The following is a 25,753-nucleotide window of genomic DNA, read 5'->3' on the forward strand; positions in this document are numbered from 1 at the left end:
ATGAGAAATTATGTATAAAGAAGTAAAAATGATTGAAGGGGATGAGATCGATGAAAATATTCTTCCCGTCACCGATTTGCTGACGACCGTATGGCAGGGACGCCGGACTTTACTGGCGATTACCTTGCTTGCTGTGGCCGCGGGCCTGGCAGGCCGGATGTTATTTTCCGACTACAAGAGTGAAGGCTTCTTCCAGTTTGGCGGGGCTATTCCCATGGTCAAGAAAAACGCTGACAAGGAAAAAGAAAAGGAAAAGGAACCAAGCCCTGGCATCAAACTGGCTGACTACAAACGCTATGCTGCGGCGTTCAAATCGAACGAGCGCTTTACGGACTTCCTCGCTCAACACAAACTGGAACAAAGCGCCAGCACCGAGTCATTACGCCGGTCCTTTGCCTCGCGCGAAGGCGTTTCGAAGTGGATCGATCCGGTATTCCCGTTTACCAAACTTGATGCCAAGGAATTACTGGAAGATCCCAAGGATGGCAACAACAACGTCATTGGCTTACGCATCAGCTATGACGATAAGGATCCAAAAGTAGCACAAAACATCGTTGGACTACTGGGCCGCTACACGATGGATACCATCGTGTATATCATTTACACAGATATCCTGCGCTTCAAGCATGTCGAAATGACGGCCAAGATCACGGCGCTGGAAAATGAAATTATTGTAAATAATGAGCGCCTTGCTTACTTCCGTCGCAGCGGTGATGATTTAAAGAAAATTGTATCGCGCTATCCAGAAATAGCTGGCCAGGCTTCGCGTCAGATCGTTTCGGTCAATGATGAAACCGCGCGCTATCTGCCGCCAGTCACGCAATTGATGACCACAGAAGTACTGGCGTCGGAAGCGACCGAAAAAATACATAAGGCACGCCGCGAACAGCAGCAGAACTTGCTGTTGCGCGAGTATTACGACAAGGCAAAAATCCTGGTCGACAATACGAAATCCGGCGAAGATATCTTGCGCGGCCTGGAACCGGTAAAGGTTGAAGTCTTCAAAAACAAGAACATGGAAGACGATACAGTCAAGGAGGTCTTTAATCAGATCACTATCGACAATCAAACAGCGATCAGCCAGTACCTGGAAAAAAGCCGCTTCATTGCAGGTCCTAGCTTGCCAGAAAATCTGTCCTTGCGTCTGTCGGTCACCATTTTGTTCAGCCTGTTTGCCGGTTTCATTCTGTCCCTGGCCGTCATCTTCGGACGCAAAATGTTTAGCAAGACCTGAGTCTGGTATCAAACTGCCCGACCAGCATTCCGAGATGCCGCTCAGTAAAAACTAAGCGGCATTTTCTTTGCTAGAAACCACTCTACGCCACGACCTCGCTCGCTCGTGCTCGCGGCGCACCGGTCCCTGGCGATACCATGCCCCTTCTCCAGCACCGCTCCCTGGCGCGCACGGCGACATATCTGGCCATTACAAGGTCTTCATCAGGAGATCGCGCATCGTGCTGGCATTACGCTCCTCGCACACTGCAGCGCCGGCATGCTGCATGTGATACTGAATGAAAAACGGCCTGATCGCACAAGGCGATCAGGCCGTTCATCGTTACCCCGCATCAGTTTATTCCCGTTCGACAATATTCTGCATTTCCATACAGGATATTGCCTATACCCGACGTACAGGCACCATCAGTCCCTATTGCTTCAGCAAGCCACCCAACAACGCTGCCACTTTCTGCTTCGGCTTGGCCGCGACTGGCGCCATGCTGGCAGCAGCGGGAGCCGCTGCCTTGGCTGGCTCATACGGCTTCAGGAACCAGGGATCGGCCTTTTCGCGGCGGGCGCCAGGTCCAAAGGCGGGACGTGCACCGCGCTCGGCGGAGCGGCTGTCGCGGCTGCTGTCGCCAGCATGGCGGCTCTCTGGCGCGCGCGCGGGGCGCGCCTCGCTACCTTCGGTGCGGCGCGGCGGACGGCGCTCGCTGTCGCTGCTGCTGCTGCTGCGGGCAGGAGCCGGATTGAAACCCGTCAATTCGCCGCGCTTGATGCTTTGCTTGATGAGTTTCTCGATATCGACCAGCAAGCGCTCGTCTTTATCCGAATAGATCGAAATGGCGTCGCCCGAGGCGCCGGCGCGGCCCGTACGGCCGATGCGGTGCACATAGTCTTCCGCGTTGTACGGCAAGTCGAAGTTGATCACGCAAGGCAAGTCGGAAATATCCAGGCCGCGCGCCGCCACGTCGGTCGCCACCAGCACGTCGATCTCGCCCTTCTTGAACGCTTCCAGCGCCGCCATGCGCTCTTGCTGGCTCTTGTCGCCATGAATCGCCGTGGCGCTCATGCCTTCCTGCTCCAGCACGCGGGCCAGGCGCGAGGCGCCGATCTTGGTGTTCGAGAAGACGATGACCTGTTTCAGGTCGCGCTGGCGCAGCAGATGGGCGACCAGGGCATGCTTCTGGTCTTCCGTCACCTTGTAGACCACTTGCGTGACCTTGTCGGCCGTCTGGTTGCTGCGCGCCACTTCGATCGTCAGCGGATCGTTGAGGAAGGTGGCGGCCAGCTTCTTGATTTCTGGCGAGAACGTGGCCGAGAACATCAGGTTCTGGCGCTGCTTCGGCAGCAAGTTGATGATGCGCTGCAAGTCCGGCAGGAAGCCCATGTCCAGCATGCGGTCGGCTTCATCCATGACCAGCATCTGCACCTGGCTCAGACTGATATTCTTTTGCTCGATATGGTCGAGCAAACGGCCCGGCGTGGCGATGACAATTTCCACGCCGCCGCGCAAGATGACCGTTTGCGGCTTCATGTCCATGCCGCCGAAAACGACCGTCGAACGCAGCGGCGTGTGCTTGGCGTAGGCCTTGACATTTTCTGCCACCTGCACCGCCAGTTCGCGGGTCGGGGTCAGGATCAGCGCGCGTACCGGGTGGCGCGCCGGCGACATGCTGCTGCTGGCATGCGCCATCAGCAACTGGATGATCGGCAAGGAAAAACCGGCGGTCTTGCCGGTACCCGTTTGCGCAGCGCCCATCACATCGCGCCCTTGCAGCACCACGGGAATGGCTTGCTCCTGGATCGGTGTCGGACGGGTGTAGCCCTGATCGGTCAGTGCGCGCTGGATTTCAGGCGCAAGGCCAAAGTCGGCGAAAGTCAGGGTGGGGGCAGCGGATGCTGCAGGTGCAGGTGCAGGTGCAGGTGCAGCGGCGGGCGCCGCTTCAGGGGCAATCGCCGGGCTGGGCGTAGGAGTCGATTCGGTTTCAGACATAAATTTTCTGGTGTGCCTCCGCACTGCGGAAGCCATGCTTTCTCAATAAACAACATTTCGGGGCACAGGCAGCTCCGTCTTGCAAGCCATGGATCATCGTTCTTGCGGCACCTCCGTGCTCCGGGACATGCTGTATGGCGTATGCGGGAGCGTCGAAGAGATGTGCTGCGATGGCGGCGGAGATCGCGCCGGCGGAACATCGCGCGCAGAAGATACAATATCAGTGCTGTAAACGATACCCTAATTCACCGCAACTGTACACGGAAACCGTGATTTTTGAGCAAAAAGCGTTCCAGCAATGGCACGCCGGAATGCCGTATGATGCCAACTCCTATGCCCGCTCCGATACCAGCTCCGCCGTCGCCTGCCCTCACCATGCCCACCCCGCCTTTCCCCCACGATCCGCAACCGCAAGCGCCCAGCAAGCCGGGCAATGACGAGTGTTGCCACAGCGGTTGCACCTTTTGCGTGCTGGAAATGTACCAGGAAGACCTGGCCGCCTACGAAGAGGCCCTGAGGGCGTGGCAGCAGCGCCAGCAAACCGCTGCCGCCCCCGCCACCCCAAGCATCAAGAAACCGCGCAAGCGCGCCTAATTTCTTAATTAAAAGCTTTCCCACTCATCCACTGGCGCCGTGCGACGCGCCGTGCTGGCCAACTGACGCGACACCGGTGCGGGCGCGACGACTGCCTGCGCCTTGACTGGCGCGCGCGGCCGGCTCACGGCGGTGCTGGCCACATCGAGCTTGAAGATGCTGACCACTTCGCTCAGGCTGGCGGCCTGCTCCTGCATCGATTCAGCCGCCGCGGCCGCCTCTTCCACCAGGGCCGCATTTTGCTGCGTCACCTGGTCCATCTGGGCGATGGCCTGGTTGACTTGCTCGATACCGGCGCTCTGCTCGCTGCTGGCGGCAGTGATCTCGCTCATGATGTCCGTCACGCGGGTGATGCTGGCAACGATGTCATCCATCGTGCGGCCCGCCTGGTCCACCAGTACGGATCCCGCCTCGACTTTCTCGACCGAATCACCGATCAGGACCTTGATATCCTTGGCCGCCGCAGCCGAGCGCTGCGCCAGGTTGCGCACTTCGGTGGCCACGACGGCAAAGCCGCGCCCCTGCTCGCCCGCACGCGCTGCCTCGACGGCGGCATTCAGGGCCAGGATATTGGTCTGGAAGGCAATGCCGTCGATGACGGCGATGATGTCGACGATTTTGCGCGACGAGGCATTGATCGACGCCATCGTGCCCACCACTTCGCTGACGACCTTGCCGCCCTCGATGGCGATGCTCGACGAGGTCAGCGCCATGGTGTTGGCCTGGCGCGCATTGTCCGCATTCTGTTTGACGGTCGAGGTCAGCTCTTCCATCGAGGAAGCCGTTTCTTCCAGCGAACTGGCCTGCTCTTCCGTGCGCGACGACAAATCCTGGTTGCCGGCGGCAATCTGGCTCGACGCCGTAGCGATGGTATCGGTGCCGCTGCGCACCTGGCCCACCAGATTCTGCAGGCTGGCATTCATGTCTTTCAGGGCCTGCATCAATTGCCCCGTTTCGTCTTGCGATTGCACAACGATATGCGCAGTCAAATCGCCGGCCGCCACCTGGCGCGCCACGCCAACGGCCGCGATCAGCGGACGCGCCACGCTGCGCGCCACCCACAGCGCCAGCAGCATGCCGATGACAACGATGCCCACCAGCAAGCCGATCAAGCTGGCGCGCGAAGCCGCATACGTCGCATCGGCGCTGGCACTCGAGCGCACGCCGCCTTCTGTGTTAATCGACACCAGTTTATCCAGGGCCACCATCATGTCCGCCATGACCTTGGCCGACGCTCCCACGGCCAGCGCGCGCGCCTCTTCCTTCTTCATCTCGCGCGACAGGCTCAGCATGGTTGCGTGCAGGCGCATGAATTCATCGTTGAGCGTCAGGAAGCGCTCGAAGGCTTCCTGCTCACCCGGTTCGGAAATCAGGCGACGGTAGTTGTCCCCATCGGCCTTCAGCTTGGTCTGCGTTTCCGTCATGCGCGTTTCGTTCAGCGCCATGTCGGCATCCTGCGCGGCCAGCATGTGCGCCAGTTCCCAGCGGCGGAAATCGCTGACATCGCTGCGCATGGACATCGCCGCCAGCACGCTGGGCATCCAGTTGGTGGACAGGTCCGTCGACGCGGTATTGATACGCGCCATGGAAAAGATCGCTGACACGCCCAGCGCCGCCGTCAACAACAGCACGGCGCCAAACGACAAGATCAGCTTGGTGGCAATTTTCAAATCAAAAAACCATTTCATGCGTTGCTTTCCTTCATTAAACGGGTAAACGGGACAAGACAGGTGCGCGCACCGGCACATGCACGGCGCGGGCAATGAGGGCAGGGTGAAGCGGAAGTGACCAGGGTTGAAGAGCAAGCGCAGCAACTTCTATCGAAACGCGCATCAAATTTCCGCAAGGCAACATTTTATCACCGTCGTGCTGCCACGCAGAGTGGTTTGACCGCTGCCTGCGTCCAAAGTTCGCGTGTAGCGGGCCGCGTGTCGCATTATTTCCCAGACACCGTTGTTTCCGCAGGGAAAATACACAAGCAGGCGTAGGAGTCGGATGACACGAGGCAATGTTCCTAGCCTACATAAGCGCGTCGGCTCATCCGATGCACACCCACGCCCCCTGGTCCTATAGTGGATACAAGATTCAGCACAACGCTAGCAAGCCAGAAAAGCAGCGCCATCCAACAAAATCAGAAGACGAGGCCCTACCATGTACAAAGCTTATAGCAACCTGACCCCAGCAACGAATAGCCACGCCGCCGCCCAGCACAACTGGCAAGCCGCGCCGGCAGCACCCATGATCAGCATCACGGGCGCGCAACAGAACGAATTGCTGCGCGCCTTGTCGCGCGCCGATCTGGAGCGCCTGTTTTGCCAGTTGGAACTGGTCGCTCTGCCTGCCGGCAAGCACCTGTTCGATTGCGGCGGCAAGATTGAATACACGTATTTCCCCACCAACGCCATCGTTTCCCTGTTGTATGTAATGGAAGACGGCGCCACCACCGAGATCGCCGTCATCGGCCGTGAAGGCGTCGCCGGCGTGGTGCTGTACGAAGCCGAGCGCGCCACCTGCACCGCCATCGTGCAGACGGCCGGCTACGGCTACCGCCTGAAAACGGCTTTCCTGCGTGAAGTATTCAATGAAGGCGGCGCGCTGGCGCAATTGCTGATGCGCTACACCAGCGCCATGTTTGCGCAAATGGCACAGAATGTGGTGGGCGGCCGTCATTGCAGCATCGAACAGAAACTGTGCCGCTGGCTGCTGGACCGCCTCGACCGTTCGTTGTCGAACGAGCTGAAGGTGACGCAAGACACCATGGCCAACATGCTGGGCGTGCGCCGCGAAAGCGTCACCGTCACGGCGCGCAAACTGCAGGACGAAGGCTTGATCCAGTACCGCCGCGGCACCGTCGAAGTGCTCGACCGCGAAGGCCTGGAAGCGGCCGCCGGCAATTGCTACAAGGCCGCGCGCGCCGGTTTCGAACAATTCCGTAGCGGCATCAGCGCACATAACTAAGTAGCCAGAAGTAAACAAGTGCAGGGCGTTGCGACAGGAAAGCAACACCTTGCACCGCCAGTCTTGCCTTGCGTCTCCCCAGCCCCTATCATCCTCGTAGAAATTTCCCCATGGAAACCCTAGTTTCCATGGGTGCACTTGACGCGGTGTTTGACTAACAACTGGAGTCCGTAAGCATGAAACAGCACCACCTGATCGCCGCCTTGCTGGCAGGCATGTTCTGCGCTAGCCAAGCCCAGGCAGATATAGCCATCGCGGCTGACCTGGGTACGACTGGCGTCGGCGCGCACCTGAGCGTGCCGCTGCAATCGAATCTGAATGCCCGTTTTGGCGTCGGCTTCCTGAATTACTCCTACGACTCCAGCACCGACGACGTCGACTACAAGCTGAAACTCAAGCTGCGCACCTTCGACGCCCTGCTCGACTACTTCCCCATGGACGGCGCGTTCCGCGTGAGCGCCGGCGTCGTGTACAACGGCAACAAAATCGATGCCAAAGGCAAGCCGAACAAAAACGGCAGCTATACACTGAACGGCAACACCTATACGGCAGCCAGCGCTGGCCAGCTGGACGGCACCATCGATTTCCGCAAGGTCGCGCCCTACATCGGCATCGGCTGGGGCAACCCTGTGAAAGAAGCCGGCTGGGGCATTTCCAGCGACATCGGCGTATTGTTCCAGGGTGCGCCGAAAACCGCGCTGCGCAATACTGGCTGCGACCCGCTGGTGTGTGCTGCCCTGAAAACGGACGTGGCCGCTGAAAACGACAAACTGGCCGACAAGGTCAAGGATTTCAAGGCGTATCCGGTGCTGCGCATCAGTGCCAGCTACCGCTTCTAAGCTGGCACCAATCCGCCAGGCACGATATCGAGGCACGCTGCGGCGTGCCTTTTTTATATCCCTGGCACTTGAAAAGCATTGCGGGCCAGGCACTGCGGCACGCCGCGTCTAACCGGCGGCAACGGTGGCGACCGGCCACCAGCCCGGCCTGGCATCGTCAAACGAGTGGTATTCGGGCGCAAACGCGGCCTGGCCTGGATCATCAAAACTGCCCACCAGCAAGGCTACCGTCGGCGCATCGTCGATGGCGCCGATGGAACTGCCGCAAGCAGCGCAAAAGGCCCGGCTGGAATAGTCGGAAGAGCGGTAAGTGGCAGGTGCGCCGGCCGTGCCCGTCCAGCGTACTTGATCGCGCGCAAACTCCACCCACGCCACCGTCGGCACGCCCGTGTGCTGCTGGCAATTTCGGCACGAGCAGCTGTGCGGATTGCTGCCCTCGCCTGTTACTTCGAAGCGCACGGCGCCACATAAACAACCGCCTGCCTGCACCGCATTTTCCATTGCGTCTCCTCGTTTGCACCGTTGCGTACCCCGCCAGCTGGCACGATCCCGGTACAATATTGCCATGAAACCCCACGCTGGCGCGACCCGCAACGCAGCGCGCCGGCACTATGAAAGAATAAATGGAAGACATCAATTGCGAAGGCTTGCCGCACATCCGCGTACTGGCAGGCGAAAACACCGACGGCCCCGTGTATGAATCCCTGCCGGCGCGCCAGATCGACGAACACGTCTACGAACTGCTGGCCTCGCCCGGCCTGACCCTGAACCTGGCACGCGGCGACATCGTCAGCATCGCCGACCCGCTCGCCCCCGCCGAAGTCTTAAAGCGCGGCGGCAACTTCTGCATCCAGATCTATGCCGACGACGTGCCGCAAGAAGCAGTCGACCAGCTCGAGCGCGACGTGCAGGAGCAACTGGGCGGCACCATGGATGGCCAGTACAAGGGCAATCTCACCTTCAGCGTGCCGGGACACCACGGCATCTACAACGTCAACGGTCCCTTCGACGCCTTCCGCACGGCAACGGGCGTGGAATGGTACTTCGCCAATATCTACGCCAACCTCGATGACGACGATGATGAAACATTGCTCAAGTGGTGGGTGGATAGGTAATCGCTGCTCAAGCAGTCACGGAGAGGGCGCCCGCCCATCCTCACCGCCCGCCAGCGCCCCCGGTGGCCGGCACCAGACGAACCTGCCCGTGACTGGCTGGTACAGCAAAGGCCCCTCGTCAGAAATGGCCAGCAAGCAAGGCCAGCATGCTGCAAGCGCGGCCGGTGTCAGCGCATAAGCAAGCGTGCGACTGGCCATGAAAAAAACGGGTGCGGCTTCTGCAGCATGAAAATGGGAAGAGAGAAACCTTGCCATGCGACCCGCCTGCACCTGACCCTCGCTGGAAACGGAATCGAACTCGGCCAGCCAGTCCGGCCCCGATACTGTCGGCTGCAAGCGGTGTCCCTCGCGCAACTGCATGGGGTGTATTTCATCGGCATGGACCGACACATGGCGCGTCCACAGTTGCGCCGCCGCATCGGGCGTCAGCGCCTGCACCTGCGCCAGCGTTTCTGCCGAGATAGCGAAATCGGCGTCGAAGAAGGCCCAGTCCCGCTCAGCTTGCAGCGGAAGGCTGCCGTAGCCGTTCAAGAATGCGAAGGTTGACATATTTCAAGGTAGCGGCCCAGCACCTTATCCATGCCCAGTTCAAGACATTCGACCACCAGCGCATGGCCGATCGACACTTCCAGGATGCCGGGAATGTCCAGGAAACGCGCCAGATTGTGCAAATCGAGATCGTGCCCGGCATTCACGCCCAGGCCCAGCGCCTGTGCCCGCCGCGCCGCCTGCAGATACGTCTCAAACACGGCATCGCCCTGCGCGCTGCCATGGCTTTCCGCAAACCGTTCCGTGTACAGTTCAACGCGCGCCGCACCCACTTCGCGCGCCCATTCCAGCGCCGGATAATCGGCATCGACAAACAGGCTGACCCGGATGCCCAGGTCATTCAATTGCGCAATGGCGGGACGCAACAGCGCCGCGTGCTGTTCAATATTCCAACCGTGATCGGACGTCAATTGCCCCGGCATATCGGGCACCAGCGTGCATTGCGCGGGGCGGACCTTTTTCACCACATCCAAAAAATCCGCCGCCGGATAGCCCTCCACATTCAGCTCGCGTCCGCGTTCCGCGCACAGGCGCTGCAATGGAGCAACATCATCGTAGCGCGCATGGCGCTGGTCCGGGCGCGGGTGCAAGGTGATGCCGGCGGCGCCCAGATCGAGAAAGCGCGCGGAAAACGCGAGCAGATCGGGGAAATTACGGCCGCGCGAATTGCGCAGCAGGGCGATTTTATTGACGTTGACGGAGAGCTGGGTCATGGCGGAAATGGCGTGAGGGTGACGGGTGTGGCAGCGATTGTAGCGGATCGCCCGCTCGGGGCACCGCCAACCGAACTCGGCGCTACGTGCTACGATGCAAGACAAGTTCCACGCTATCAATACATACCATGACCTACCAGCTATTCCTGTTTGACCTGGACGATACCCTGCTCGATTTCAGGGCGTCCGAAAAACGCTCGTTCCTGCACACCATGCACGAACTGGGCTTGCGCGATGACATCGACAGCCTGTTCACCCAGTACCAGGCGATCAACGTCGAGCTGTGGAAACGTTTCGAAATGGGCACCGTGAGCAAGGACTTCCTGAAGGTGGAGCGCTTCCGCAAGACGTTTGCGCTGAACGGCATCGCCATCGACCCGGACCTGGCCAGCCGTTTGTATCTGGAATCGCTGCCGGATACGGTCGTACTCATCGATGGCGCCAAGCAAGTGTGCGAAACGCTGTCGCGTATCGGCGAAGTGGGCATCATCACCAACGGCGTCGAATCCATCCAGAACCGCCGCATCGCCGCCTCCGGCCTGAGCGACTACATCTCCTTCGTCGCCACCTCAGAAGCGTGCGGCCACGCCAAGCCGGACGTGCGCTTCTTCGAATACGCCGCCAACATGGCGCGCGCATTCCGCAAAGATACAACCATCATCATCGGCGACCGCCTGGACGCCGACATCCTCGGCGCCAACCGCTACGGCATAGCCAGTTGCTGGTTCAATCCGGACAGCATGGCCAACACCTCGGCGGCCATTCCCACTTGTGAGGTGGCCAGCCTGCACGACATCGTGCCAGCGCTGGGCATGATGCAAGTCAAGCTGAAACAGGCTTGATCTTCCACAAGCGCACCGGTGTCGAGCAACTGCTCGTGCAAAAGCACGAGTGACGGCAAGTACCCTGCCCGCCTGATTACGCGTCAAGAGATCAGTCACGCGTCAGCACTTCCAGCAACTCAATCTGGAAGATCAAATTGGAATGCGGCGGTATCAATCCCACCTGCCGCTCGCCATACGCCAGATGCGCAGGCACCCACAGCTTGCGCGTGCCGCCGACCTGCATGCCATACAAACCCAGAATCCAGCCCTGGATAACCTTGTTGTTGCTCAGCACGCAGCGAAAAGGCTCGCCCCGCTTATGCGACGAGTCAAACTCCGTGCCATCTTCCAGCCAGCCCCGGTAATGCGCCGTCACCAGCGCGCCACGCGCCGCCGCCTTGCCGTCACCCACGACGATATCGTCAATCTTCACTTCAGCCGTCATCTCGTTTCATCCTTCGTCAATCGTCATGCCGCGATTGTACGGCAGCATGCAAAAAGCCCCGGCAGTCACCCGCCGGGGCTCGTTCTATTCTTGCTGAATTCTGGTGGGCCTCCCGTGAGTCGAACACGGTACCAACGGATTATGAGTCCTTCTCAACGTGTAACATCATCCAACAATACCTTACATTACAATGACTTAGAGCCGGAACCGTAACTATATCCTGTCATTGCATGACTATGCCGTTGAACCTTCGTTGCCCCTCGTGGGGTACTGTCATTTAAATACGCTGGCCGGGGTCTTGAGAGCAGTCTTGCCACGTAATGAACTCCCCAATTCCCAAACAAGCTCGCGCGGCTCCCGGACGCCACCCTCAAGTGAGACAGATAGACCACTCCTTACCATGCAAATCAGCATCTGCCCATCGACGCTCTTGACTGCACCTTCAGTATACTTTTTGTCATCGTACACACAATATCGAGTATCGGACTTCGAAATCTTCGATTTCTCGACTCCGGCTGGATTGACCGCATCGGGCTGGATACTTTGAGCGCCAGCTGCGGCACTCACAAACAAGAAAATCGCTGCGAAATATTGCAAAATTGACTCCTCAAATTAATGTTGCCAGAAAGAATTATTGCATGGAATGAGTAAAAAAAATCAACTTTAGCAAGATGTCGTGAAACGCCCAAAAACATGCAAACACAATTTCGGCCTGATCGCTCTGCTTGACACGCCCAAGACCAAGTATATAATAAAACTTATATAGAAAAAGGAGGGCATCATGCTTGCATTCAAAGTAACAACTGTAGGTGGATCTGAGGGGCTGATCTTGAACAAGGAGGCCAAGCGCATCCTGAACGTGCAGAAAGGCGATACCCTGTATTTGACCGAGGCCCCGGACGGCGCGATGCGTATCACGCCGTACAACCCTGAATTTGAGCGCCAGATGGCCTTGGCAGAGTCGATCATGCACGACGACCGCGAGATCCTGCGGGTGCTCGCTAAATGAGCTGGCAATGGGTGCAGCGAGACACCGTTTTTGCGGTCCACGACAAGCAGCTCGCAGTGCACGGTGGATTGGCCGGCGTACGCGACCTCAACACCGTAGAGTCGGCGCTCAATCGGGCACCGAACCTCGACGTCTATGGCAATCCGCCCCCGGATGCTGCCGACCTTGCAGCAGCTTACATCTACGCCATCGCAACCAGCCACGGGTTTAGTGACGGCAACAAGCGTACTGCCTGGGTGATCGGTCGACTGTTCCTTGCCATCAATGGGGAGACGCTTGTGTTCAGTGAGATCGATGCCATCAATTTCATGCTGGCCGTCGCCGCCGGCAATTTGACGGAGCCGCAGACGGCCGACTGGATACGACAGCGCCTTATCACGACGTAAAGCAAGAGGAAAATCCCCAACAACACCCACGGCCCGCGTAACTGCCTGATACCTTGCAAGGGTCAGCGCTGTGCTGGCTGAGGCACCCTGACTTTTTCGGACACTCTAGTTTGGTAAACTTCACCAACTGGAGAACTGATGACACGCTCAAAAACCTATACACCGGAGCTTCGGGAAAAAGCGGTAAGACTGGTTCTGACACAGACCAAACCTTGCGCTGATTGTCACGCGCAAAAAAAGCCCCGGCAGTCACCCGCCGGGGCTCGTTCTATTGCTGCTAATTCTGGTGGGCCTCCCGTGAGTCGAACACGGCACCAACGGATTATGAGTATTCTTGGAGAGCATTCTATGTTTTTCTGAAAAATACAAAAATAACCTATTAATCAATTAGTTACATCTTAAAAGCATAGACTAAACTTCTATTTTTTTCTCGATTTATGTTGGGATATCTCTGCACGATTACACGGAAATTACACATCCCTCGCCCTCGATCGCTTTCAGGTCTTCCAGCCGCAGTTCTAGCTCTTCGATCTGGAGGTCAACGCCCCAACGTTGAGTGCGAGAGAGCTGAGTTGGCGAACTCGCGTGTGATTGCCATCAGATCGTCGGTAGGCAGGCGCAGCGTAGTGCGCAGCGCAACGACGACCAGTTTCTGACAGCTGAAAGCGTCGTGTGCACGGCGTGAGGACGGTGCGAACGGTCCCCGGTGCTATCGAGGTTCTACCATTTGCGGAGCGTCAGACGGCTCACATCGTAACACTCGGCCAGTTCCCATCGAAGAAGTTTCGAGTTGAGGATTTCGTCACAAATCAGCTACAGAGTACAAAATTGGCTGCGAAGGGCCTGGCTCATAGCGCTGGCGGTAGGGTGACAGGAATCAACAGATGCCTGGTTTTGAAGCAGAGCAAGCTGCGATTCCGAATATGTCACCCAACTCTAAACAGCTATCGTCAATAATTAAATTATTGCAAGAATTAATCAACTTCTTCGGATCCAAGATGTAAAGTGAACAGCTTCCAGCTCCCCATTCATTCGCTTCACTCAGACAATCTGGAAAAAATTAACTGGCATTTGATCAATCGAAGTACCAGTTCATACGTTGAAAGCCCACGACAATGCAAAACGACTTCCAGCTCAATGCTCACCGGATACTTGCGGAATTTGCAGAGCGTAATCAGCTTTCCCCCTACCCGCTGCTGGATAGTGGCAATGGAATAGAATATAAAAATCACCTTAATGACACGGTTTTTACGGTGTATCACGACCGCTTAGATGACCGAAACTACGGTCAAATCGAACTGGCGATTGGCTGGGAAAACATCGCCACCGAACTGAGTCGTCCACCAAGCGATATCTCCGCCTGGGTCAAAAGGATAGAGCTTCTTCTCCATCCCGCTAAAATGAAGTCTCCCAAGTATTGGCCACGAATCAGCATTTGCTCAATCAGTGATATCCAACTTTTTTTTCATTCGTTTGACGAATTATCTGCGTCCGCACCACACGAAGTCGAAACGGGGCAGACCGTATCCGACCCAACTATAATGAACAATCAGTACCAAGTTGACGAAAGGGTTAAGCGCGAAATCTGGACCCGTCGAGGACAACCGGAGTTTCGAGCAAACCTGATAGATGCATACGGCGCACGTTGTGCAATTTCCGACTGCCCTGACCTTCCTGTACTGGAAGCTGCTCACATCACGGCGCATTCCGAGACTCAAAACTACAATCCCTCCAACGGACTCCTTTTACGTGCTGACCTCCATACCTTGTTTGACCTATATCTTTTGTCAATTGACCCGCGCTCGGGGACAGTGGTCGTTTCAAACCGCCTCAGCTCGACATATCAATACTTCAATGGCAGAACTCTTCGCCTCCCCGATCAGCAAAGTTTGCAGCCGGACCCGTCAGCACTGATGCGGCACTATGGCGGTTGGCAAGCCCAAGGCTAGTCGCACACTTTCTCCTCCGTGTTGGCGCCGACACCAAATTGACCCACAGTGCCAATTTGGCTTGACCCAGGCTCTGGCACGGAAAGCCGCACTGAGCCTGCGTTTGCGCGAATTCGCCTGGGGCAATGAATCTCGGCCACTTGGTTCAATTTGGCATCGGCGCCAACAGGTGTTGGTGCCGACTGTTAGCGCCGATTGAATATTGACCCACCGACGACGCGGCGGCGAACTTGGATCTTATGTGGAGCTCTACATAAGGTCCATTCAAGGCGTAAGTTTTACGACGCCAGGGACATCGCCACCCCTTGCGGTCAGATTGTATAATCCTGGCGGGCGGCGTATTCACGCCGACGGATGACCGTTTACGCCGGTTCGCAGGTACGCGAGCTGGACTATCAGTGTTGGCGCCGAAGTCAAATTGATCCAGGCTGCCGATTCCAACTGACCCAACTAAAAACATCTGAAACCGTTGCTGCACGCGGATTTGCTGACTACGGACGTGGGTCACCGAAAATCGGCAACCTGGGTCAAAAATTCGTCGGCGCCAACACTGGCCAGCATCGAGCGACTTTGTCTGCGAATTACCAACTCAGAACACTAGTTGGTGCTCGCTTCGCGCGTGATGGCGAAGGCATTTGAACAGGAGCACCAAACGGTATTACTCGCCCACGACAAGCTGAAATTTTCGGCTGATTTCAGTAGGCACAACTTTGTGCAAACTGAGTAAATCGACGAACAGGGGAAAACTTGCCGCAGTGTGATCATGACGAAGGATGGCTTAGCGCCGCCCTTGGGCGTGTTCATCGAACGCAATAATTGGGACGAGCGCGTCCTCCTGCCGACCGGCAAGAACGCCTCGCCCTTCTTGGAACTGCTGTTGAAGGAAAAGCCTCTGGTCGGCCTAATAGACATGAGCAGTTCGCAATTCGCGCGCGCCAAGGCAGACGACCCGAACGCCGTCAAATAAGAAGCACATGCGCCCATCAGCAGCGCCGAGCTGGACCATGTGATCGCACGCGTCAGCGGCTCCTTCGCAGAGCAGTTCGGACGGGCACTGACGGTATCGATTGAGAAAGTCCGGATATTGGGTGACTTGCCACATACCATTCTCGCTGGTGCGGCGGTGCAGGGCATCCAGGCGACCTCGGCGCACATAGCCTATGACGAAGCGGCACATATTGAAAAGGCGGTTCTTCATCAAGTATCCTTAGGCGTGAAGGCGGTCAATACTGTGGAGCGGGACACGTTGCAGCGTCGCGCCAAGCTGCTAATTCTATCGCCGTTCCCATGCATCCATCGTCGCTTGGCGCTGCGCTACGGTCGTTTTAGGCGGTCTCCCGAGCGCATTACCTTCCGCCTTGGCTCGTGCCAAGCCAGCTTGCGTGCGCTCCACCTACAAGTCACGTTCCATTTCAGCGACTGCCACCAACATCCGGCACATCGCGTCCGATGCCGATCAAGTTTAGCGGGCAGTAAGCTTGCGATCAGGGAACCTTTCCTGTGAGTTGCACCATGACCGTCTCCTTGAACATGTTAGGTGCCCAAGTACTATCCTAAATCTCATACGCAGGTGTAGGGGCTCGTAAGTGACGCCGATTTCGGCTCGAATTAACTGCAGATGACGGTATGCCCATACTCACACCAATTGCAAATAACTGCTCATATCGGCGAACCCACCGCCGGGTTGGCGATTCTCTCTGGCGGCGTGGTCAAGGTGCCCCCCGGCAGCGCTACTCCTTACCGATTTTTTGCGTAAAGACCGCCGCGTAGTGTGCTTAGCACGTCTGTTGCATGGCCAGTCTGGCGTCCACACTCTTTTCGCGCGTTCGTTGACTAGGGGCAGATAAAGCCGCACCGCGACTGTCTCGACCTTCCTGTAGTCGAGTCCTGACTCCCTAGCAAAGTACCGACCGAACGCCGCGTTAGGGAAGTGATGCTACATGAACTCCTGGAGCGCACGAAGTGTGAAATCATTCGAGGCATGCACTTGAAACGCCTTTCCATAATCCGCCAGCCGGCGCGGCAGGGACTTTGTTTTCCCCCACGTAGATTTTATGCGCCGACTGCCCAAGCCGCATGGTGAGGAAGTAGACGCCGCACACTCCGGTCAGTGCGTTCATCCGTCCAAATTATCAGTCGCCGAAAATGGAGCGACAGGACTACATTTTTATCTTATGGAGCGCAAGAACTCCATAAGTCCATTCCATTGGATGACGTTACGTTGTAATCTTGCCTAAACGCAAGGAGACAAGCATGACCACCACTGGATATACCCGGCATCAAACGCTCTCGTTCGCCCGCCAACTTGCCACTAACGTCAGGAACGCCCTGCACGTCGCTGGTCCGGCCGACGCCGCTGGCAATACTCGTCCGCTGCGTTCGGTCGCGCTGCAACAGCGTACTGGTATAGCACGCAGCACCTTGCGGGCACTGACCGATTCCAGCAGCGAAGCCGGCCCGAATCCCGACTTGCACACGCTATCACGCTTGGCGGAGGCACTGGATATGCCGCTGGCATTTCTCCTGATGCGTCCAAAAGATTGGCGCACCCTTTGCCAGGCGATCAATAACATGCGCGATCCGATGTGTGCGGCCGAGAAGCTGATCGTCCACACCGAGCTGCCCGTATTGGCCGGCATTCCTGAACGTGTGATGCGAGAATGCAGCCTGCAGCCCGAGTCCGTCCCGTACGGCTTGTCTGCCGATTCCGCCGAGATGGCACGGATCATGCAGCGTAACGAACAACGGCGTCGGACCAGCCATGTGCTGGGCAGTCTGATGCTGCGTGGCTCGCTTGACCGCGATGCCAAGGTACTCCTGACCGCGCTGGCTGCCTCGCTCACCCATCAACTCAGCTATGACGGCCAAGTACAGTCCGACCATCAGCAATCATAAGTACAACGGAGCCAAGCATGCCCCTCATTCAAGACCCCGACCTCGCCAGTGTCCTGATGGATGCCGACGTCGACGACCTCGGCATTCTGATCGACCATATAACCGACAAGGGAGAGGGACGAATCTCCCTCGCCGCTTCGTCCTGCGCGGCACTGATGCGCGCCAAGGAGAGCGGCCAAGTCGGCGAGAGCGCACGCGCCCTGATCGTAGAAGAGCTCAGTCGCTTCGCCGGCAACTCACTGATGAATCTATTTCGCGGCGGCGGCGGCGTCAGCTACCGTGAAATAGCGCGCGACGTGGCCGACCACCTGAAGGCGTCGCACCATGCCGGCAGCGACGTAGCAGCGCTCGAAATGGCGATCCTGGAAAAACTGACCGAACAGTCGCTGAGCAAGATGAGCGAAAACGAAAAGGTCGAATTCTTCAAGCAGTTCGGGATACCCTACGCGGCCGGCTCCGGCGTGGCCGTGGCTGCCGGGCTGGTGGCTAGAATCGTCGCGTCCAACTCGACCGGCTACCAACTCTCCACCCTCATTGCCAACGGTGTGGTCAAGGCACTGCTCGGCCGCGGGCTGGGCGTCAGCTTGGGCTCGGTTGCGGGGAGCGCAGCCCTAGTCGCGCCGGTAACCCTTGCCTTGTCGGTGATCTGGGGACTGTACGGCCTTACTAGCCCCGCTTACCGGATTACCGTGCCGTGCGTGATCCATCTGGCATATATGCGCCGCAAGCGTGAGTTCGCCAACGCATGCCGCCGCTGCGGCGCGCCGCCGGCCGCCGGGGCGCGCTTCTGCAACAGCTGCGGCGCGCCGCTCGCACAACATCCGGCCCTTCCATACAGCGCAAGCTCCGCCTAATACCGGTGCGGGCAGCGTCTTGCCCGGGCCACACATTGATATCCAATAAAGCACGCGTTACCGAGGCATCCGCACGGCAGCGAACAGTAAGAGGAAAAATCGTGAAAATCAACCCATTCAATATCCAGGTCGAGGAGATGGAAACGGCAAAAGCGGCCGCCACCCAGCGAATCCCGGAGCTGTCCCTCCAGCTCGACTGGTATCGCGGCTTCGTGCCGGAGGCTACCCACGCCCGCTACTTGGCACTTGGGCGGTCACTCTCCACCACCACCGAGCTGCAGGCCAAAATGCGGGAGCGCCTGCAACACCTGCGGGCTACACAGCGGGCCACCGAGGAGCAGGCCCGCATCAAACTAGATCCGCGCTCGTTGTTTTCACCCGAACGGACAATCGCCAAGCGCAAGGTGCTCGAACTAGGCAGCCAGATAACGCAGCTTGAGATCGAGATTACGATGCTGACCACACCCAAGTCGGAGGCGGGCGAGGACATACGGGCACTGGCAACTGCTCTGCATCAAGAACTTAAGGCCTATCACAGCTTCGATGTGCTTCAAGCCCAGTCCGAGATCGCCATGCGCCAAGACGAGCTCGCGCACTTGGAGCCAGAGCTGGCGCGGGCACGCTTACGCAAGCTTACCTTGGATCGTGAGCTGGCCGAACCTTGGAAAAACCTGCAAACTAGACTCGCCCAACAGGCGCTCATTGAATGTGATGTGCGCAAGGCCGAGCAGTTCAGCTCCGCACTTGGCACTGCGAATGGAAACAGGGCAGCAATTCATGAGGCCTGCGAGCGCGAGCTCGGCGACGGCAGTCCGGGGCGCGTGAAGAGTAACCTGAAGCGTAAGCTCGAATTCGAGAAGCGCGAGATAGCCAAGCTTGAGAAGCGCATCGCGGAAGCGGTGCGGAAATCCCAGCTTGATGTACGCGAAGTGATCATCGACGGCAGCAATATGGCGCACCACGGCGCAGAGTTCATCGGGCTGCGGGCGCTTGAAGCGGTCATGCCATCCCTGGCCGCCAGGTACGAGGTGACTATCAACTTCGACCCCGGCTTTCCGCGCAAAGTGGGCCTGAGCAGCGCTGAGATCCGCGAGCGCCTTCCCCACGCACGCGTGTACTTCCTCCCACGTGGCATGTCGGCCGATCCCTATGTGCTTAAGTTCGTCGAAGGCAAGCCACATGCTTACGTGATCAGCAATGACAACTTCCGCGACTACGGGGAGAAGGAAGGTGTACGGCAGCGCAAGATCCTGCCGCATGCGGTTCTGAATAACATGGCGGCTATCCCGGATCTAGACATCGAGGCATCGCTACTATGAACCATGGTGCTGACGGCGATCTGAACCGCTTATGACCTGGCCAGTCCAGCCTACCGCGCACGGTGTCCTGTGTGATGCAGATCGCCTACATGCGGTAGAAGGCGCGGATGAAAAAACAGTTGAATGAAACAGCCCACTTTGATTTCAGAGGAGAAGACCATGTTCAATCAGCAGTCGCCATTGGAGACTTTGGCTTCGTATGCAATCTCGTTCGTGGCCGGCGCAGTGTCGCTGGCGGCGGTATCGCTGTATGGTCAATGGATGAAGCGCTGCGGCACCCACCAGGCCAACCTTGCCAAGGAGGCATAAATGGATGCGTGGAAAATGATCGGGGGCGCCGCCTGCGGCGTAGTAGTGATTGTGGCATTGCCAGTGTTCGGATCAATCGGCGCCATCACGGCAGGTGGTGCACTTCTTGGCGCCAGTCTTGGCGGCGGCATGGGCTTGTGGGCTAGCAATGACGCGGTTGCGGTGGAGGAAGCGCGCGGCGAAACGCGTGGACGTACGCAAGCCAAGACCGAGTATCAACTGCGTCTGCAGGAACTCATCAAGCAATATGAAAACGCCACCATACATATAGCCGCAAATTCCCTGCATGTGGAGGTCATGTTGTCACTAGTCGGCGTCGGCATGGCTTGCGCCGGGCCGCATGCCGCCGACAGCGAGACCGCATTAGCGGTGAAAGAGTTTGCTTGTGGCCAAGCGATGGGGTTCCTGCCCAGGCAGATACTAAACAAGATCGACCGCCTGGTCGCCAATCCGCCCAACATCAAATCCGCGTATGCACGCGCCGGGAAGGTAGCTGGCGACTCAATGGCGTTGTTCGATGAAATGGTAAATTTAGTACAGTCGTTGGATCCATCGGCCAGCCACGCAGCGGTATGGCAGCAGATGCGCGCGGCCTGAGGAGAAAAACATGTGTGGACGTGTAGATCGTTATCAGGCTTTGCGGCGCGCACGCGCGTCGGCTTCCACGTTGGTATTGCTGCCTCCAGCGGCCGCCGTGCGTGAGATACAGGCGCAGGATGTCGACCCGGAATATGTCGATGCGCCATTCTTCGGCACCCGCTTGCCGCCGCATGCGGACGTGACTCCAGCCGAGATGCAGGCGCTGCTGGCGGAAATGTCGGCGCAGCTGGATGGACAGCGCTGGACCGGCACCCTGCACGGCATCCGCAGCACGGTGATGCAGAATATCGCCGGCCAGTTCGGCGTCGGCAAGCTGGTCAGCGCGCTGGACAAGACCGGTGGCGCAGTGAACACTGTACACAATGCGCGCCAAGGTGTTTACGCCACGGAGCAGGAAGCTCGCCGTTACGGCGAGCGCGGCAACTATGACAGCACCGGCTATCACCAGCACTCCGACTATATCGCGGCGCACCGGAGCATGTCCGCCAGTTTGGAGCAGGGCACACTGACCGACACATACACCGGCGAAGTCTTTCATCTGTCCGATAAAAACGACAGGCAGCGCATGCCGCACCTTGAACATGCGGTGTCGGCAAAAAGGGTACATGACGATGGCGGCCGCATTCTGGCGGAACTCGATGGCCCAGCGCTGGCCGCCACCGAGGCCAATCTAAAAGCGACGGGCGCCAGTATCAACTGCGCGTTCAAGGACCGCACGGCCGAGCAAAACCTGCAGCGTCTGGCTACCACCCAAGCCGCGCGCACGGCGCGTATCGCCGAGCTGGAAACAAAACCTGGTCCGATGATGGACCAGCACCGCAAAGAGTTGACCAAGCTGAAAAAGCTGGACAAAGTGGACGCCAGGCGTGTGCGCGATGCCGAAGCCCAAGCCAAGGCTGCCATCGACTCCAAGGTCAACCGCACCTACTACGGCAGCGGCAAGTTCCTGTGTAGCGCAGCTAGCGCCAGCGTGGTCCAAGGCACGAAAATGGGTGTGCAGCAAGCGCTGGGCATTGTGCTGGTGGAGTTCTTTGCGGCGCTGTTCGACGAGATCGGCGACCTCTATAGCCACGGCATGCGAGAGGACAGCTATATCCGTGAGGCAGGCGTGCGCCTGCGGCCGATCGCCGCTCGCGTTGCAGGCAAGTGGGAGGCCGTGCACAAGGCATTCAAGGAAGGATTCATCTCCGGGCTGCTTTCCAGTTTGGTAACAACGGTCGTCAATGCCTTTCTGACGACAGGCAAGCGCGCGGTGCGCATGATCCGCGAGGGTGGCCTGTCGCTGATGCAGGCAGTGCGGCTACTGGTGTTTCGCCCAGCCGGCATGTCCCGCAGCGAGGCCTTGCACGCGGCGTCCAAGATCGTGATCGGCGGATTGCTGGTCGGCGGCGGCATCGTGCTGGAGGAAGTCGTGGGCAAACAGCTGTTGGTGCTGGGGCCACTCGGGGAGGGTGCCACCGCCGTCATCGTCGGCTCGCTGATGGCGATTGTAATGGCGCTGGCGATATACCTGGTCGATAAGCTTGACCTGTTCGGCACCGTACAGCTGGCGCATGACCGCGAGGTCGGCGCCATGCTTGATGGGCGGATCGCGGCGACCGAACAGCAGCTCGGCCACCTGCAGCGCTTGTTGCTGATTGCAACTTAATGCCAATGGGAAACTTTTAAGTTATAATTTTCACCACCTCAACCAAACGGAGAATTTTATGGAAAATGCCATCGCAGAAATGATGCACAACGATGTCCAAACCGCCAAAGTGCCTAAGCGTGAAGTGATCAAGATCGCCGATTTTGAACAGGTGACTTTGACCGACATTCACAATATGTTTGGCGCTTGGAAGGAAACCGACCACTGCGACAAGGATATTAGTAGCTAAGCAGCGGTTCCAGCTTGAAACCAATCGATGTAGTATCGGCTTTCGCTGCGCCTGTCCGAGCGGAGCGATTGCTGATCGAACAGCTTGCCGCGTTCGGCTTCGCGTTGAACAACGCAACGGTGCTCGCCGATTTTGCCGCGGACGGTAACAGTAGTGCTTTACCGCTGGTATTCATCCTCCCGGTGCGCGGCGATATGGACCTGCTCGACACGCACTTTGCACAGTTGCGTGTGGTCGCCCGGCATGCGTCATTGTTGCGCCGGCAGTTGATCTTTGTGCTGCACGGCGATCGTCATGTATGGGATGAAGCGGATGACTCCTGTCCCATCTACGCTAAACTGAAATCGATGTTTTTTTACTCCGGCGCATTTTGTATTTGCCCGGAAAAGCTGGATGCGGATTCGGTCGGGGTAGTTGCACGCTTTATGGTAGAAGCACTCAACGTGGCGCCCTGTGCCGAAGCGGAACGAATTGCGCGGATTGCGCTCCTGCTCAACAAACGACCGCATTGGCAAGCGCAGCAGAAAAACCTGGGTTTTTACGATGGCGCAACAGGACAGAGCCAGCTTGTCGCCGTCGCGGCCGGGGTGGCGGATGCGGTGCAGGACATAGTCCAGAAAATCGCGCTCAACAGCCTGGAACTGAATCATGCATTGCTGCAGCCGGAACAGCTGCGCGGGCGTCGCTATATCACCAGACACGTAAATTTGATCGGCAACCGCCTCAACTTTTCGAGCGTGTGGACAGCATTTCCGGATGTCGAGTGGATGAATCTGGCGGCGAATGAATTGTCAGTGGTGGATACCGGCCTGTGCCCTTCTTCAGTCAGGCACTTGTATCTGCATAAAAATGCGATAGACAGGCTACATTTACCGGCAGGGCTGGCCTGCAGGTTACGATCCCTGGGCCTGTACCGTAATCGTTTAACCACGTTTGAACTGCCCGCTGACCAGACGGATCTGGTCAAGCTGAACTTGGGCGCCAATCCCATCACCAGCCTGCCGGAGACATTGCAGCATGCGCGCCAACTCCAGTTCCTCGGCCTGGCGCGGACCGGATTGCGCGCGCTTCCCGGCTGGTTGCAGGATATGCCGCAGCTAAAGGAAGTGGACCTCAGTCACATGCAGCATTTGATCCCCTGCCGGCAGATACAGGCGCTGGCGTCGCGTGGGGTGAACATTATTCTGGAACCAGGGAAGGAACAACATGCAGTCCGCATTTGAATTTTTATTGGGCGACCTGAATCGCGAGTGGTTTTTCCGTGACATTTATCAGCGCGAGGCGTACCTGTTTGAAGGTTCGTCAACGAAGTTTTCGCATATATTCTCCTTGGACGAGCTGAACCGGCTGCTGAATTACATGCCGCTCAGCTATCCGCAAGTGCGCGTCACTGATCATCACAACACCATACACAAATACGACCTGATCACCGACCAGGATCGTTACGCCAATAACGTCAACAACGAAATCAATGGTGAAAAACTGATGCGCGCCATTGCCCGCGGCGGCACCATGGTAATCGATCGCATCCACACGCATGTGCCTGAACTTGAGTGCTTCATCGATCGCATCAAGGAAGAGCTGGGCGCGGGTATTACCGCCAATGGCTATTACTCCAGCCATCGCCAGTTGGGTGTGAATCCGCATTTTGACCGCCACGATGTGTTTGCGATGCAAATTCATGGCAGCAAACGCTGGTATTTCAAAAAAGATCAGCATGTGCTGTCGCAACCTATGCGTCGGCAAGCCACGCCCGTGATTGATGAGGCGCGCACGGGCTGGGATTCGGTGCTGGTGAAACAAGGCGATGTGTTTTACTGCCCGCGCGGCATGTGGCATTTCACACAGACGGAAGACGAAAAATCGGCGCACATCGCCGTTGGCCTGTATCCGATGACGCTTAAGGACTGGCTCACCGATCAGGAAAAAAAGTTGCCTGTGGCGGAACTGCTGGAGGAATATGTGCAAGACCTGCGCGGCCATGCCCCTCAAATGCTCGTCCAGAAACTGAAACAACTCGTCGATCTTCTCCAGGAAAATGCATGCCAGCCAGCCCAACCAAAAATCACCTTGCGTCCCCACCTGCAGCTCGACTGATGGAGCAAATTTATTTTGTCCTGACCGAGCGATGCAACCTGAGCTGCAGCCACTGCATACGCGAATCGTCGCCATGGCGCGATGAAATGGCCGAACTGGACATGGTGACGCGTGCGCTTGACGAAATCGCTACGCTATGCCCGCAGGCCACCATCTTGCTGTCGGGGGGGGAGCCGACGATCTATAAGCACTTCATGGCGGTGCTGGAGCATGCCATCGGCCTCAAGCTGGACATCATTGTTAACAGCAACGGTGCCACGTCATTTTTCGGCGAGCAGAACCTGAGCCGCCTGCCGCGCTACGAGCGACTGGCGTTTCAGATATCGCTTGATGGCGTGGAGACTGCACATGACCAGATCCGCGGCCGCGGCATGTATCGAAAGTCGCTGCGGACGATCGGCAATTTGCGTGCGCTCAACATCAAATGCACGGTTTCGGCAACGGTAATGAATAAGAATTTCTTCGCCGATATTGCTGCATTCATCGGCGACCTCGATGGGCAGGGGCTGCGGCATATCTCCATCAAGCGCGTGACTTACGCGGGCAGAGCGGCCGATGGCAGCGAGCTCGATACGCAAACATGGAATGAGGAGGTACGCCACGTGCGCCAGATGTCGACGGTAACGCCGATCATCATTCAACCAATGTACGATTTTTCAATTCTGGACCGGATCGATGACAGCACGCTGGCCGGTATCACCCCCAATCCATCCACAGTCAATTGTGGTGCCGGTGTCGCTAAAGTGTATGTGTACCCTAGCGGAAATGTCTGTTCATGCACCTGTTTTCGCGATCTGCCGATGGGGAACCTGGCTACGGCGAGCCTGCAAGACCTGATTCAAGGTTTTCAGCCCTTGCAGGTCAAGGGAGCGTCATGCAGTAGCTGCCGCTACATGGCGCTTTGCCGGGGCGGCTGCCTGGGCAGCGGTTACAAATATCACGGTGAACTGGGCCAGGCCGATCCCCGATGTCCGCGCACAGCAAACACGCCGCGCACCATTAGAATCGGCCTGGCTCCGGCCTGAGCGTCAGGATCAGACAGTCAGGCTGGCGCCCCCCCCTCCCCATTAGCGTAGCTACGGTTGGCACCGATGCTGAAAGGATTGACATAAAGCGCCGATTTTGTGTGACCCAGGCTCTTCTGACGAAACCCGTACTGGGTCTAAGTTTGCGCCTCGCAGTTTGGATCAATAAATTTCGGCAGCATGGG

28 protein-coding genes are annotated in these 25,753 nt (G+C 57.8%); 21 read left to right on the forward strand and 7 right to left on the reverse strand.

What is annotated here, in order from left to right; genetic code table 11:
- The first annotated feature begins 10 nt into the window (after positions 1-10).
- The gene (locus C8C92_RS23975) at positions 11-1,234 is read left to right on the forward strand and encodes a lipopolysaccharide biosynthesis protein (RefSeq protein WP_099762294.1); all 1,224 of its coding nucleotides are present in this window, start codon (positions 11-13) and stop codon (positions 1,232-1,234) included.
- A 411-nt stretch (positions 1,235-1,645) separates the two neighbouring features.
- Here C8C92_RS23975 and C8C92_RS23980 read toward each other — a convergent pair whose 3' ends face one another.
- Positions 1,646-3,211, reverse strand: coding sequence for a DEAD/DEAH box helicase (locus C8C92_RS23980; protein ID WP_116745420.1), 1,566 nt, complete (start codon positions 3,209-3,211; stop codon positions 1,646-1,648).
- A 375-nt stretch (positions 3,212-3,586) separates the two neighbouring features.
- Here C8C92_RS23980 and C8C92_RS23985 point away from each other — a divergent pair, with 375 nt between their 5' ends.
- Positions 3,587-3,805, forward strand: coding sequence for an oxidoreductase-like domain-containing protein (locus C8C92_RS23985; RefSeq protein ID WP_116745421.1), 219 nt, complete (start codon positions 3,587-3,589; stop codon positions 3,803-3,805).
- Positions 3,806-3,813: 8 nt separating this feature from the next.
- On the opposite strand, the gene C8C92_RS23990 is transcribed toward C8C92_RS23985, so the two are convergent.
- Positions 3,814-5,493, reverse strand: a complete 1,680-nt coding sequence (locus C8C92_RS23990; RefSeq protein WP_099762291.1) for a methyl-accepting chemotaxis protein — start codon at positions 5,491-5,493, stop codon at positions 3,814-3,816.
- Between the two features lie 550 nt (positions 5,494-6,043).
- Here C8C92_RS23990 and C8C92_RS23995 point away from each other — a divergent pair.
- Together C8C92_RS23995 and C8C92_RS24000 are read left to right on the forward strand one after the other, a co-directional pair.
- Positions 6,044-6,763 carry a Crp/Fnr family transcriptional regulator gene (locus tag C8C92_RS23995; protein ID WP_035828139.1) on the forward strand — a complete coding sequence of 240 codons (720 nt, stop codon included), beginning with the start codon at positions 6,044-6,046 and terminating at the stop codon, positions 6,761-6,763.
- Positions 6,764-6,939: 176 nt separating this feature from the next.
- Positions 6,940-7,602, forward strand: a complete 663-nt coding sequence (locus tag C8C92_RS24000; RefSeq protein WP_180287867.1) for a hypothetical protein — start codon at positions 6,940-6,942, stop codon at positions 7,600-7,602.
- Between the two features lie 108 nt (positions 7,603-7,710).
- Here C8C92_RS24000 and C8C92_RS24005 read toward each other — a convergent pair whose 3' ends face one another.
- Positions 7,711-8,103 (reverse strand): GFA family protein, encoded by a 393-nt coding sequence (locus tag C8C92_RS24005; RefSeq protein WP_099762290.1) that lies wholly within the window; start codon positions 8,101-8,103, stop codon positions 7,711-7,713.
- Between the two features lie 122 nt (positions 8,104-8,225).
- Here C8C92_RS24005 and C8C92_RS24010 point away from each other — a divergent pair, with 122 nt between their 5' ends.
- Positions 8,226-8,717 carry a DUF4265 domain-containing protein gene (locus tag C8C92_RS24010; protein WP_099762289.1) on the forward strand — a complete coding sequence of 164 codons (492 nt, stop codon included), beginning with the start codon at positions 8,226-8,228 and terminating at the stop codon, positions 8,715-8,717.
- A 15-nt stretch (positions 8,718-8,732) separates the two neighbouring features.
- On the opposite strand, the gene C8C92_RS24015 is transcribed toward C8C92_RS24010, so the two are convergent.
- Together C8C92_RS24015 and C8C92_RS24020 are read right to left on the reverse strand one after the other, a co-directional pair.
- Positions 8,733-9,248 carry a DUF2947 family protein gene (locus C8C92_RS24015; RefSeq protein WP_165829534.1) on the reverse strand — a complete coding sequence of 172 codons (516 nt, stop codon included), beginning with the start codon at positions 9,246-9,248 and terminating at the stop codon, positions 8,733-8,735.
- Positions 9,245-9,979 carry a pyridoxine 5'-phosphate synthase gene (locus C8C92_RS24020; protein WP_116745423.1) on the reverse strand — a complete coding sequence of 245 codons (735 nt, stop codon included), beginning with the start codon at positions 9,977-9,979 and terminating at the stop codon, positions 9,245-9,247. The genes C8C92_RS24015 and C8C92_RS24020 overlap by 4 nt, the downstream gene beginning before the upstream one ends.
- A 128-nt stretch (positions 9,980-10,107) precedes the next feature.
- On the opposite strand from C8C92_RS24020, the gene C8C92_RS24025 reads away from it, so the two are divergent.
- Entirely contained in the window at positions 10,108-10,821 is a 714-nt protein-coding gene (locus C8C92_RS24025) for a YjjG family noncanonical pyrimidine nucleotidase (protein ID WP_099762286.1), read from the forward strand.
- Positions 10,822-10,912: 91 nt separating this feature from the next.
- Here the strand turns inward: C8C92_RS24025 and C8C92_RS24030 are convergent, their stop codons facing one another.
- Positions 10,913-11,248 (reverse strand): FKBP-type peptidyl-prolyl cis-trans isomerase, encoded by a 336-nt coding sequence (locus C8C92_RS24030; protein WP_099762285.1) that lies wholly within the window; start codon positions 11,246-11,248, stop codon positions 10,913-10,915.
- A 273-nt stretch (positions 11,249-11,521) separates the two neighbouring features.
- Positions 11,522-11,845 carry a DUF1496 domain-containing protein gene (locus C8C92_RS24035; RefSeq protein WP_165829535.1) on the reverse strand — a complete coding sequence of 108 codons (324 nt, stop codon included), beginning with the start codon at positions 11,843-11,845 and terminating at the stop codon, positions 11,522-11,524.
- A gap of 184 nt (positions 11,846-12,029) precedes the next feature.
- Here C8C92_RS24035 and C8C92_RS24040 point away from each other — a divergent pair, with 184 nt between their 5' ends.
- The 15 genes from C8C92_RS24040 to C8C92_RS24105 all read left to right on the forward strand — a co-directional run bounded on the left by C8C92_RS24040 (position 12,030) and on the right by C8C92_RS24105 (position 25,568).
- Positions 12,030-12,257: a transcriptional regulator gene (locus C8C92_RS24040; protein WP_099762283.1), complete on the forward strand. Its 228-nt coding sequence runs from the start codon at positions 12,030-12,032 to the stop codon at positions 12,255-12,257.
- Positions 12,254-12,643, forward strand: coding sequence for a type II toxin-antitoxin system death-on-curing family toxin (locus tag C8C92_RS24045; protein WP_099762282.1), 390 nt, complete (start codon positions 12,254-12,256; stop codon positions 12,641-12,643). The genes C8C92_RS24040 and C8C92_RS24045 overlap by 4 nt, the downstream gene beginning before the upstream one ends.
- A gap of 1,115 nt (positions 12,644-13,758) precedes the next feature.
- Positions 13,759-14,592 (forward strand): HNH endonuclease signature motif containing protein, encoded by an 834-nt coding sequence (locus tag C8C92_RS24050; RefSeq protein WP_116745425.1) that lies wholly within the window; start codon positions 13,759-13,761, stop codon positions 14,590-14,592.
- 763 nt (positions 14,593-15,355) lie between these two features.
- Positions 15,356-15,559, forward strand: a complete 204-nt coding sequence (locus C8C92_RS24055) for a hypothetical protein (RefSeq protein WP_116745426.1) — start codon at positions 15,356-15,358, stop codon at positions 15,557-15,559.
- A 39-nt stretch (positions 15,560-15,598) separates the two neighbouring features.
- The gene (locus C8C92_RS24060; protein WP_116745427.1) at positions 15,599-16,096 is read left to right on the forward strand and encodes a hypothetical protein; all 498 of its coding nucleotides are present in this window, start codon (positions 15,599-15,601) and stop codon (positions 16,094-16,096) included.
- A gap of 749 nt (positions 16,097-16,845) precedes the next feature.
- Complete coding sequence (locus C8C92_RS24065; protein WP_116745428.1) at positions 16,846-17,487, forward strand: XRE family transcriptional regulator; 642 nt, start codon at positions 16,846-16,848, stop codon at positions 17,485-17,487.
- Between the two features lie 17 nt (positions 17,488-17,504).
- Positions 17,505-18,341 carry a hypothetical protein gene (locus C8C92_RS24070; RefSeq protein WP_116745429.1) on the forward strand — a complete coding sequence of 279 codons (837 nt, stop codon included), beginning with the start codon at positions 17,505-17,507 and terminating at the stop codon, positions 18,339-18,341.
- Positions 18,342-18,442: 101 nt separating this feature from the next.
- Entirely contained in the window at positions 18,443-19,660 is a 1,218-nt protein-coding gene (locus C8C92_RS24075; RefSeq protein WP_116745430.1) for a hypothetical protein, read from the forward strand.
- Positions 19,661-19,783: 123 nt separating this feature from the next.
- Positions 19,784-19,969 carry a hypothetical protein gene (locus C8C92_RS24080; RefSeq protein WP_116745431.1) on the forward strand — a complete coding sequence of 62 codons (186 nt, stop codon included), beginning with the start codon at positions 19,784-19,786 and terminating at the stop codon, positions 19,967-19,969.
- Entirely contained in the window at positions 19,970-20,566 is a 597-nt protein-coding gene (locus C8C92_RS24085; RefSeq protein WP_116745432.1) for a hypothetical protein, read from the forward strand.
- A 10-nt stretch (positions 20,567-20,576) separates the two neighbouring features.
- The gene (locus tag C8C92_RS24090) at positions 20,577-22,217 is read left to right on the forward strand and encodes a hypothetical protein (protein ID WP_133250823.1); all 1,641 of its coding nucleotides are present in this window, start codon (positions 20,577-20,579) and stop codon (positions 22,215-22,217) included.
- Between the two features lie 58 nt (positions 22,218-22,275).
- The gene (locus C8C92_RS27605) at positions 22,276-22,446 is read left to right on the forward strand and encodes a hypothetical protein (RefSeq protein WP_165829536.1); all 171 of its coding nucleotides are present in this window, start codon (positions 22,276-22,278) and stop codon (positions 22,444-22,446) included.
- Between the two features lie 14 nt (positions 22,447-22,460).
- Positions 22,461-23,669: a hypothetical protein gene (locus C8C92_RS24095; protein ID WP_165829537.1), complete on the forward strand. Its 1,209-nt coding sequence runs from the start codon at positions 22,461-22,463 to the stop codon at positions 23,667-23,669.
- Positions 23,653-24,543: a cupin domain-containing protein gene (locus C8C92_RS24100; protein WP_116745435.1), complete on the forward strand. Its 891-nt coding sequence runs from the start codon at positions 23,653-23,655 to the stop codon at positions 24,541-24,543. The genes C8C92_RS24095 and C8C92_RS24100 overlap by 17 nt, the downstream gene beginning before the upstream one ends.
- Entirely contained in the window at positions 24,543-25,568 is a 1,026-nt protein-coding gene (locus C8C92_RS24105; RefSeq protein ID WP_165829538.1) for a radical SAM protein, read from the forward strand. Before C8C92_RS24100 ends, C8C92_RS24105 begins: the two co-directional genes overlap by 1 nt.
- The last annotated feature ends 185 nt before the right edge of the window (positions 25,569-25,753 follow it).

This window comes from Janthinobacterium sp. 78 (assembly GCF_003096775.1).
GTDB classification, from domain to species: domain Bacteria; phylum Pseudomonadota; class Gammaproteobacteria; order Burkholderiales; family Burkholderiaceae_D; genus Janthinobacterium; species Janthinobacterium tructae.

What these genes read in the sequence shown, in the direction of transcription:
- C8C92_RS23975 (WP_099762294.1), top strand. Translation starts at nt 11, where the DNA reads ATGTATAAAGAAGTAAAAATGATTGAAGGGGATGAGATCGATGAAAAT.
- C8C92_RS24040 (WP_099762283.1), top strand. Translation starts at nt 12,030, where the DNA reads ATGCTTGCATTCAAAGTAACAACTGTAGGTGGATCTGAGGGGCTGATC.
- C8C92_RS24080 (WP_116745431.1), top strand. Translation starts at nt 19,784, where the DNA reads ATGAAACAGCCCACTTTGATTTCAGAGGAGAAGACCATGTTCAATCAG.
- C8C92_RS24030 (WP_099762285.1), bottom strand. Translation starts at nt 11,248, where the DNA reads ATGACGGCTGAAGTGAAGATTGACGATATCGTCGTGGGTGACGGCAAG.
- C8C92_RS27605 (WP_165829536.1), top strand. Translation starts at nt 22,276, where the DNA reads ATGGAAAATGCCATCGCAGAAATGATGCACAACGATGTCCAAACCGCC.
- C8C92_RS24020 (WP_116745423.1), bottom strand. Translation starts at nt 9,979, where the DNA reads ATGACCCAGCTCTCCGTCAACGTCAATAAAATCGCCCTGCTGCGCAAT.
- C8C92_RS24085 (WP_116745432.1), top strand. Translation starts at nt 19,970, where the DNA reads ATGGATGCGTGGAAAATGATCGGGGGCGCCGCCTGCGGCGTAGTAGTG.
- C8C92_RS24090 (WP_133250823.1), top strand. Translation starts at nt 20,577, where the DNA reads ATGTGTGGACGTGTAGATCGTTATCAGGCTTTGCGGCGCGCACGCGCG.
- C8C92_RS24010 (WP_099762289.1), top strand. Translation starts at nt 8,226, where the DNA reads ATGGAAGACATCAATTGCGAAGGCTTGCCGCACATCCGCGTACTGGCA.
- C8C92_RS24105 (WP_165829538.1), top strand. Translation starts at nt 24,543, where the DNA reads ATGGAGCAAATTTATTTTGTCCTGACCGAGCGATGCAACCTGAGCTGC.
- C8C92_RS24005 (WP_099762290.1), bottom strand. Translation starts at nt 8,103, where the DNA reads ATGGAAAATGCGGTGCAGGCAGGCGGTTGTTTATGTGGCGCCGTGCGC.
- C8C92_RS23985 (WP_116745421.1), top strand. Translation starts at nt 3,587, where the DNA reads ATGCCCACCCCGCCTTTCCCCCACGATCCGCAACCGCAAGCGCCCAGC.
- C8C92_RS24055 (WP_116745426.1), top strand. Translation starts at nt 15,356, where the DNA reads ATGACGAAGGATGGCTTAGCGCCGCCCTTGGGCGTGTTCATCGAACGC.
- C8C92_RS24070 (WP_116745429.1), top strand. Translation starts at nt 17,505, where the DNA reads ATGCCCCTCATTCAAGACCCCGACCTCGCCAGTGTCCTGATGGATGCC.
- C8C92_RS23995 (WP_035828139.1), top strand. Translation starts at nt 6,044, where the DNA reads ATGATCAGCATCACGGGCGCGCAACAGAACGAATTGCTGCGCGCCTTG.
- C8C92_RS23980 (WP_116745420.1), bottom strand. Translation starts at nt 3,211, where the DNA reads ATGTCTGAAACCGAATCGACTCCTACGCCCAGCCCGGCGATTGCCCCT.
- C8C92_RS24050 (WP_116745425.1), top strand. Translation starts at nt 13,759, where the DNA reads ATGCAAAACGACTTCCAGCTCAATGCTCACCGGATACTTGCGGAATTT.
- C8C92_RS24000 (WP_180287867.1), top strand. Translation starts at nt 6,940, where the DNA reads ATGAAACAGCACCACCTGATCGCCGCCTTGCTGGCAGGCATGTTCTGC.
- C8C92_RS23990 (WP_099762291.1), bottom strand. Translation starts at nt 5,493, where the DNA reads ATGAAATGGTTTTTTGATTTGAAAATTGCCACCAAGCTGATCTTGTCG.
- C8C92_RS24045 (WP_099762282.1), top strand. Translation starts at nt 12,254, where the DNA reads ATGAGCTGGCAATGGGTGCAGCGAGACACCGTTTTTGCGGTCCACGAC.
- C8C92_RS24100 (WP_116745435.1), top strand. Translation starts at nt 23,653, where the DNA reads ATGCAGTCCGCATTTGAATTTTTATTGGGCGACCTGAATCGCGAGTGG.
- C8C92_RS24065 (WP_116745428.1), top strand. Translation starts at nt 16,846, where the DNA reads ATGACCACCACTGGATATACCCGGCATCAAACGCTCTCGTTCGCCCGC.
- C8C92_RS24025 (WP_099762286.1), top strand. Translation starts at nt 10,108, where the DNA reads ATGACCTACCAGCTATTCCTGTTTGACCTGGACGATACCCTGCTCGAT.